At 69.3% G+C, this 4,384-nt stretch carries 6 protein-coding genes, 1 pseudogene and 1 riboswitch; of the genes and pseudogenes, 1 reads left to right on the forward strand and 6 read right to left on the reverse strand.

Translation table 11 applies throughout. The features are described 5' to 3' along the window. Positions 1-375, forward strand: a pseudogene (locus Y706_RS29980) (DEAD/DEAH box helicase); the annotation flags it as partial. A gap of 142 nt (positions 376-517) precedes the next feature. Here the strand turns inward: Y706_RS29980 and Y706_RS0103285 are convergent. From Y706_RS0103285 to Y706_RS29100, 6 genes are all read right to left on the reverse strand, one after another. After that, positions 518-1,168 (reverse strand): MBL fold metallo-hydrolase, encoded by a 651-nt coding sequence (locus tag Y706_RS0103285; protein WP_028275445.1) that lies wholly within the window; start codon positions 1,166-1,168, stop codon positions 518-520. 21 nt (positions 1,169-1,189) lie between these two features. Continuing rightward, the gene (locus tag Y706_RS0103290) at positions 1,190-2,200 is read right to left on the reverse strand and encodes an aldo/keto reductase (RefSeq protein WP_253906680.1); all 1,011 of its coding nucleotides are present in this window, start codon (positions 2,198-2,200) and stop codon (positions 1,190-1,192) included. 177 nt (positions 2,201-2,377) lie between these two features. Further along, the gene (locus Y706_RS0103295) at positions 2,378-2,752 is read right to left on the reverse strand and encodes a DMT family transporter (RefSeq protein WP_028275447.1); all 375 of its coding nucleotides are present in this window, start codon (positions 2,750-2,752) and stop codon (positions 2,378-2,380) included. A 20-nt stretch (positions 2,753-2,772) separates the two neighbouring features. Next, positions 2,773-3,096 carry a DMT family transporter gene (locus tag Y706_RS0103300; protein WP_028275448.1) on the reverse strand — a complete coding sequence of 108 codons (324 nt, stop codon included), beginning with the start codon at positions 3,094-3,096 and terminating at the stop codon, positions 2,773-2,775. Positions 3,097-3,105: 9 nt separating this feature from the next. Continuing rightward, positions 3,106-3,171, reverse strand: a riboswitch (guanidine-III (ykkC-III) riboswitch). A 23-nt stretch (positions 3,172-3,194) separates the two neighbouring features. Next, complete coding sequence (locus Y706_RS23385) at positions 3,195-3,956, reverse strand: cache domain-containing protein (RefSeq protein ID WP_052354996.1); 762 nt, start codon at positions 3,954-3,956, stop codon at positions 3,195-3,197. An 80-nt stretch (positions 3,957-4,036) separates the two neighbouring features. After that, positions 4,037-4,384, reverse strand: a 348-nt coding sequence (locus tag Y706_RS29100) for a hypothetical protein (protein ID WP_028275449.1), incomplete at its 5' end; no start/stop codon positions are given.

The raw sequence follows: 4,384 nt of genomic DNA on the forward strand, positions 1-4,384 counted from the left end.
GCCGCGGCCGGCCGCGGTTCGGACGGACGCGCCGCCGAGGGACGCAGCGACGCCCGGGGCGCTTCGGCTCCCCGCAGCGGAGCACCCCGCTCCGGTGGCGCACCCCGCACAGGTGGCGCTCCCCGCACCGGCGCTTCGACCGGCGGCCAGCGCAGCGGACGCCCGGCAACCGGCCAGCGTGCAGCTGCCGGCGCCAAGTCCGCTGGCAGCAAATCCGGTGGCAGCGCTGCTGTCTGGTCGTCCAACACCGGTGGCACCTCGGGCGGATCCTACGCCGGCGGCGGCAATGGCCGTTCCGGTGAAGGACGTCCGGCCCGCGGCTCCGGCCCCCGCCGCGCGTCGGCTCCGGCCTCGAACGAACGCCGCAGCCGCTAATCCCCAACCGCTCCCTAACCTCGCAAGCTCGGTCAGGGAACCCGGCGGTCGGGGCCCCAGCTAACCACCATCGAGTGCTCCGTAACTGCCGTTTAGAGGGTTCATAACGGCAGTTCTGGAGCACTCGATGAGGTTTCAGGCCCTACCAGCCGCGGGCGCGCCACTCTTGCAGGTGCGGCCGTTCCGCGCCGAGGGTGGTGGGCTGGCCGTGTCCCGGGTGCACCACGGCGTCATCCGGATACACATCGAACAGCCGCTCGCTCACATCGGTGATCAGCTGGGCAAAGCGCGCCGGATCCTTCTGCGTGTTGCCTACCCCGCCGGGAAACAGCGAGTCGCCGGAAAAGATGTGGGCCGGGCCCTCGGGGTCCTGGTACACAAGGGCGATCGAACCCGGTGTGTGGCCGCGCAGATGTACAGCCATCACGTCGAAGCCGTCGAAGTTGCCGACGTCCCCGTGATCCAGCAGTACATCCACCGGCACCGGCAGCTCCGGGGCATCCTCTGTCCCGGCCGCCGTTTTCACACCGGTGGCTTCCACCAGGCCCGGCAGCGCCCGGACATGGTCCCAGTGCTGGTGGGTGGTGGCAACCAGCGCCAGCTTCGGCGTCGCGGAAGTATCCGCGGCGGCCTCCGCGAGCAGCCCCTGGATGGCGGCCAGATCATCGGCCGCATCGATCAGGAGCTGCGCGCCGGAGGCCTTGGCCGTGAGCAGGTAAACATTGTTGTCCATCTCGCCGACCGAAATCCGGCGGATGGTGATGTCACGTAAAGAGTGAATGAGCGAGTCCATGGGCATCAGTCTACGGAGCCGCTATTCACGGCCCTGGGACACCCAGTTGGGGTCCGCGGCCCGGGAACCGACGACGGCGTCCGCGGCGGACTCGAGCGTGCTCAGTTGCGCTGCGGTGAAGTCGAGGGCCAGGGCGCCCAGGTTTTCGTCGATCCGGTCCGCCTTGCGGGTGCCGGGAATGGGGACCACGGGCAGTCCCAGCTGGTGGCCCCGCGCAAGCAGCCAGGCCAGCGCCACCTGGGCAGGAGTTGCAGCCTGCCCGGCAACGCTCAGTTCCGCAGCGACCGCCTGCACGGCCGCCACCACGCCCTGGTTGGCGCTGGCAGCGTCCGCGGCGAAACGCGGGATGTTGCGGCGGAAGTCGTTGCTGCCCAGCGTCGAGGCGTCCACGGTGCCGGTGAGGAATCCCCGGCCCAGCGGCGAATACGGCACAAATCCCACCCCGAGTTCGGCGGCGGCGGGCACCACGTTGCGTTCCACGTCGCGGCTCCAGATGGACCATTCGCTCTGGACCGCGGCGATCGGGTGGACGCGGCTGGCGTCGCGCAGCTCCTCGGCCGTCACCTCTGACAGGCCCAGATGCCGCACCTTGCCGGCCTGTACCAGCCCCGCCATGGCCTCCACGGTTTCCACTATCGGAACGCGGAGGTCACGGCGGTGCAGGTAGTACAGGTCAATGGTGTCGGTGCCCAGCCGTTGCAGGCTGCGGTCCACGGCCTGCCGCACGTAGGCGGCGTCGCCGCGGATGTCCGTGTAGCCGGCCGACGGTGTGCCCACGAGGCCGAACTTGGTGGCCAGCTGGACTTCGCCGCGGCGTTCCTTGAGCAGCCGCGCGATCAGCTCCTCGTTGCTGCCGCCGCCGTAAATGTCCGCCGTGTCGATGAAGCTGACGCCGGCGTCCACCGCGTGATGCAGGGTCCGCAGGGCCTCGGCCGGGTCCACCTCGCCGTAGACGGGGGTCAGGGCCATGCCGCCGAACCCCAGGGGGCTGACCATAAGGCCGTCGCCGAGCCGGACTGTTGCTGCCGTCATCTTGGTCTCCATTCGCGCACTGAATAGTTCCGTAGGACTTCCGTCCCTGCCAAGAACCCCAGGATACGGGCGGCTATTCCGGCCCCTGTTATCGGCCGGGCAGACGATTCTCCCCACCTTTGACTGTTGCGCGGCCGTTACGACGGCGCACCGCAGGGGACACGCCGTCGTACTGCCCTAAACGTGGGGAATTTCCGCGGGGGAGGCCGGCCGGACAGCGCTTAGTGCCGGTTCCTTTGCCGGCAGGAGCTTCAGGCCCGCCGCGCAGCCGACGATCCCGGCGATGAACAGCAGCTTGAGCGGACTGGCCGGTTCGACGCCGGTGGCCATCGCCCAGCCGACCGTCAGTGCGGCGCCGATCCCCACCCAGATGGCGTAGGCGGTGCCGAGCGGAATACGCTTCACGGCCAAGCCGAGCCCCACCATGCTAAGGGTGGCCGTCACGGCGAACACGAGGGTCGGCAACGGGCGGGAGAACCCGTCGGACAGGCCCAGTGCCGTGGCCCAGACCGCCTCCAGCAAAGCGGAAGCGAGCAGGATCATCCATGACATTGCAGCTGGTTTCACCATGGTCACGCCACCAGCTTCAGCCCGGCGACGCTCGCGGCAATCCCGCCAAGAAGCAGGATCCGTGCCGCGGTCGGGCGCTCAACTTTGGCGGCTATCGCATAGCCGGACGTCAGGACGACGCCGACCCCCACCCACACGGCGTAGGCCGTTCCGGTAGGGATGGACTGCATCGCGACGGCGAGCCCGCCGGTGCTGGCGAGGACGGAAACGAGGAAGACGAGGGCCGGGACCAGCCGGCGGCGGCCCCTGGCCTGGGCGGTCCGGTGCAGGGCGGCGGCCCAAACGGCCTCCAGCGCCCCGGAAAGAATGAGTATTAGCCACGACATGACAGCTCCTGTGGCCAGTCTTGTCGCGTGCCGGGTACTGAACCGTCGTCCGGAGGCCCGGAAGAGGGGCCTTGGCCTCCAAGTTTAGCAAATCGGCATCAGAGCCCGGCGGCGTCGCTGCAGAGAATGAACGTGCGCCCCACGGGGTACTGCGCGCACGGCTCGTTCGGCGCGGTAAGGTCGCCGGCGTCGATATCGGAAGCCGCCGACACGATGGCCCGGCCGTCGGCATTGGCGAGGGTGGCCCGGCCGCCGATCCGCCGCAGCGCCGCCATGGCTCCGCGTTCCAGGCGCTGAACTGTCACGTCGATGCCCACGATTCCCGCGACCGGGCCGTCCGGGCGGGTAAACACCGGGTGCGTGAAGGTCAGGACGTACTCGTCGGTGCAGAGGAAATCCACGTAAGGCCCGGTGACGTGGGCCCGTCCTGTTTCCACGGGGATCCGGAACCATTCGGCCTTGACGTAGCGGCTGATGGAGTTGGGACTGAAGTTGGCCAGCGCGTCGACGTGCTCCAGATCCGGGCCCTGCCACCAGGCGATATAGCTGCGCTCGGGCCCGAGCAGCCCGGCGTTGGCAATGAACCCCGCTCCGGCCGCGTAGCCGCCGGGCAGCTGCACCAGTTCCTCGACCACCGGACGGATGAGCTTGTCCACGGCCGTGCCGGTGACTTTGCCGGACATGGCGGCCAGCGCGGCCCCGGTATAAGCGGCCCACTCCGTCAGGCGGTGCTCGATGCCGGCGATGGTGGCGTCGAGTTCGGCTGCGGCCAGCTGGGCCGCCTTCCCAACAGCGCCGGGTTCGGCCGGCGCTGCCATGGACGCTGTGGTGGGGTCTGTGGTGGAGGTGGTTTCGGACATCGGTGCTGCCTTAGCTCGAAGGTGCCGGACATTTGCGGTCGAAAGTTGGCCACGATCGTGGCTCCGGGATGCGGGTGCGGTCAATAGCTTTTGGCCTGTTCGGTCAGCAACCAGTCGGTGGTGGCGGAGATGAGGGCCTTGACCCCCGTTTCGGCGGCCCCGGGATCGTGGGTCTCGATGGCGGCTGCCACGTCCCCGAGGATCACGGCGGTGCGTCCGCGGTAGCCGGTGTCGGCGCAGGGCAGCAGCGTGAGGGTGCCGAGATCTGCCTGCAGCCGGATGAGTTCCCGGGCAAGCCGGGCCGAGCGGGCAATGGCCGCGACTTCCAGCAGGAACTCCGAGAGGGCCAGACGCCAGCTCAGCGAGTCATCGTCCGCTGCGGGGATGAACGAGCGCAGCGTGGCGATGTCGGCGGCGTCGGAGCGGCG

Origin of the sequence: Arthrobacter sp. I3 (assembly GCF_000520575.1) — a bacterium.
GTDB classification, from domain to species: Bacteria; Actinomycetota; Actinomycetes; order Actinomycetales; family Micrococcaceae; genus Arthrobacter; species Arthrobacter humicola_A.